Genomic DNA, 3,629 nt, shown 5'->3' on the forward strand with positions numbered 1-3,629 from the left:
CGGGACCAGGTGGAGGTGGTCCGCGGCGACCTGCTGCGCGAGGGGGACGTGACGGCCGCCTGCGACGGTGTCGAGGTCGGCGAGTGCGGCGCGGGAATCCATCGGGCCGCTCTCGTACTCGTCCTCGGCCAGGTGCTCCGTGCAGTCGGCGGCGGCGCAGCGCAGGCCCCACCACGCCGCGGTGTCGCGGCGCACGACCGCCTCCCGACGCGCCCCAGCGGCCAGGGCGTCGGCGGCGTCGCCCCACTGCGGGTAGAAGCACCCGTCGCCGGGCTCGTCGCGCTCGCTGAGCCAGTACGGGGGCGGCACTTCGACCCAGCTCGATGGGCGCAGCCTTACCGGGCGCGCATCGCGGACCGCGTCCCGGACGCGGTCGACGACGCCCCGCACCGCCGCGCCGATCTGCGGATCGCTCACGGGCAGCTCGTCTGCCGCCTGGGTCCAGTCGACGTCGAGGTCGCCGAGCAGCGCGGCGAGATCGCGGGCATGGCCGAGTCCGGACCCCCGTACGTGCGCGGCGGGCGATCGGCCGCTGAGGCGGTGGCGGACCGTCCACTCGCCGCTGTAGGTCCACGCCGCGTCCGGCTGGAGCTGGGTCAGGTGCGGGCACACGACCAGCCCGGCGGCCGCGGTCGGTTCACCCACGACGGGGGCCGTGACTGCGGCTGAGGCGCGGCGGGGGCCGCGCAGGTGCTGCTCGATCACGGCGTCGTTCGGGTCGATCCAGTTCATGCAGCGGTCTCCTCTCTGGTTCAGCGGTCGAAGTGCCGGCGGGGCCGGTTGTCTTCGTGGCGGGGGCAGGTCGGGCCGTGGCCGCCGGGGCAGCCGGTGCAGATCGAGCAGTGGCGGGACGCGGCGGTGCCGCAGTGGCGGCACTTCGCGCTCATGCCCGCCCCCGCTTCTTGGCGGCGGTGCAGGCCGGGCAGGTCGTGCCGCCGCGGGGCAGCCGGAACAGGTCGGTCTCGTAGGCGCCGCCGGGCTTGCGGTCGCCGCACCAGGCTTCGATCGAGCCGTCCCACCAGCTGCGGCGGCGGATGATGTGCCAGGTCTGGGACATCCGAATCAACTCCCAATCGATTACTGTGGGTGACTGCGCGGGCGTGTAGGGGTAGGGAGAGGACAGGGAACGGGGTAGGGAGTACTGGGGGTCGGAGGGAAAATTCCCTCGGTGCCCCCTTGGTGGCTTTCCCTAGCTTTGAGCTGCGTTGATGGCGCAGAAGGGAATGAGGGAACGGCGGCGCGGTGGTGGCCTGTGGGCCGCTGTGGGGCCGGTTGCCGGCTAGGGGGTGTCGTTCCCTCCCTCGCGGGCGGCGAGGGCTTGGTGAACACGTTCTGTGTATACGGTCAGCACGCCGACCTTCGTGACCTTCGCGCCGAGTTCGTCGAGGTGTTCTTTGAGCTTGTCGGCGTTGAGCCCGCGGTAGGGGCGGTAGTTCGGTGCGAGGGTGCGCAGGCGGGCCACGACGTCGGTGGCTTTGGCCTTGTCCTCTTCGCCGAGGACGTCGGCGACGTCGGCGAGCAGATCGCGCTGTTCGGGTTCGTCTTGGTGGTGCTGCGTGCCGCTGCGGAAGCTCTTCGCTCTCTCGGCGATGGTGTAGGCGGCTTCGGTGCCGATGTAGTGCGTGCGCACGGTGGTGTGGGTGGCGCCGCCGGGCAGGTCCATCGATTCGCCGGGGGCGAGCACGACGGTGCCGCGGTCGAGTCCGGCACGCAGTGCGTGTGGGGCGGCCCCGGTGTCGACCGGAGCTTCACCGAGGGCCATCTTGGCGATGCCTTCGGTGCCCACGAACAGGCTGGCGCGGATCATGGCACCTTCACGGACCACCACGGGAAGGTTCGCGTCGGTGGGGTTCTGGGCGAACTCCCAGAAGTGGATGTTGACCGCGCGGGCCTGGTCGTGCAGGGCCTGGGCGGCGCGCACGGCGCGGGACTTCTTGCCCTTGCCGCCGATGTCACCACCTTCGGGGTGCTCGGTGGTGCAGGTGAACAGTTTCTGCACCTCGTCCACGACGATGATCAAGGGCTCGAATCCGCTGCCCGCCAGGGAGGACGCCCGGTCCACATCGCCCTTACGGCCCAGCTCACGCCACTTGTCGTAGCGGCGCTCCATCTCCTCGACGCCCCACTCCAGCATGTCGCAGGTGGCGATGAAGTTCGCATCTCCGGCGCCTTCGATGAGTTCTTCGGCCAGGCCCTCGAACATGGACCAGTCCCCGAAGCCCTTCAGGTCGGCGAGCCTGATCCGCACCGACGGATCGCACGCCGCCCACAACAGCAGCGCCCGCGCCGCGGCGGTCTTGCCCTGCTTGGACAACCCCGCCAGCAACAGGTGCTGCTGAAGCAGGTTGAGCAGCACCGCATCGCCCTTCGGCGAGATGCCCCAGGGCATCAGGTCGCGGTAGATGTCGATCGGGCCGAACTCGGCATCCACCAGCGGCGACGGCGGAACCGGCTTGTCCAGCGCACCCGAGTTGGCCACCCACAGGATGAACTCCCGCTCGGAGTCCTCGGACCCCTCGATCTGGACCTCGTGGGCCTTGCGGTCGAGATTGCCCGCCAGCACATCCCGCCTGTCCATGATCTTCGCGACGGTGACCTCCTTGGGCAACGTCACGTGCACCTGCGCCCCAGGCCCGTAGCGGGTGATGATCCCCAACATCCAGGCCCCGCCATCGCCGGAGTCGTCGATGGCCTTGCGCAGCACCGGCAAACCCAGATTGCGCAACGCAGCGACCACCGCAGACGGCGTGACATTGACGACCTCAGCGGTGCGCACCGCCTGCGTCCGCGCCCACTCCGGCGCCGCCTGACGGTCCCGGCGCCGGTTGTAGCCCTGCACCAGCAGCCCGCCCAGCACCAGCAGCACCGCCCACGGCGCCCAGGACGCCGCCCACATCGCCCACTCGAAACCGCCGGCCATCGCCTCGAACAGCCCGGACCACACGTCGGTGAACCCGAGCCCGCCGGGCTGCACCCACGCGGCCACCGACACGATCAACGTGACGCCGATCATCAGCCCGCTGACCCCGGACAGAAACACCGGCACCTGCACCAACAGGCCACCGAAGACCTTGATGCGTTCCAAAAACAGCCGCCGGGACTCGTTGCGCTGCGCCGACAGCTGCGCCGCAGTGCCGTGATCCCCCGCGGCCTGCGCCGCCGCGACCTGGGCATCGATGTTGCGCCCGGTCCACCGCGAGTACGCGCTGGTCGCGGTGTCCCACGCCCCGCCCAGCAGGAACACCCCGTGCCGCGCCACGAACTTCCCGCCGGTCACGGCATAGTCGCGTCCGTGCTCGCGCAGGTGATCGCGCACCGCCGCCGCCCGCCCGGCCAGCGCGGCCGGGACCACGCCGCGTTCCCGGTCCCGGGCCAGGCCCGTGCCCGGCGTAGTGGTGTCCTCGTGCTCGGCGGTGTCGCGGGGCTCGGTCGGCTCGACCTGCCCGGAACGGTGGGTGCCGGGTACGGGCAGGTGCAGCAGTTCGCCCATCGTCGTGTAGTCCTCAGCGGGGTTGGTGGTCATAGCGGGTCACCTCCAGGCAGGTGCGGGGTGATCCCCCGCGGCCTGCGCCGCCGCGACCTGGGCATCGATGTTGCGCCCGGTCCACCGCGAGTACGCGCTGGTCGCG

3 protein-coding genes are annotated in these 3,629 nt (G+C 71.1%); all 3 read right to left on the minus strand.

Going from position 1 to position 3,629, the window contains the following annotated elements; all coding sequences use genetic code 11:
- Nucleotides 1–732: hypothetical protein (locus tag LCD31_RS28505; protein ID WP_224963245.1), on the minus strand; the 732-nt coding region annotated here is incomplete at its 3' end.
- Between the two features lie 151 nt (nucleotides 733–883).
- The gene (locus LCD31_RS28510; RefSeq protein WP_224963247.1) at nucleotides 884–1,057 is read right to left on the minus strand and encodes a hypothetical protein; all 174 of its coding nucleotides are present in this window, start codon (nucleotides 1,055–1,057) and stop codon (nucleotides 884–886) included.
- Nucleotides 1,058–1,279: 222 nt separating this feature from the next.
- Nucleotides 1,280–3,523: an FtsK/SpoIIIE domain-containing protein gene (locus tag LCD31_RS29415; protein WP_304615283.1), complete on the minus strand. Its 2,244-nt coding sequence runs from the start codon at nucleotides 3,521–3,523 to the stop codon at nucleotides 1,280–1,282.
- Nucleotides 3,524–3,629: the final 106 nt, after the last annotated feature.

It is taken from the genome of Saccharopolyspora sp. 6M (genome assembly GCF_020176775.1).
Classification (GTDB): domain Bacteria; phylum Actinomycetota; class Actinomycetes; order Mycobacteriales; family Pseudonocardiaceae; genus Saccharopolyspora_C; species Saccharopolyspora_C gregorii.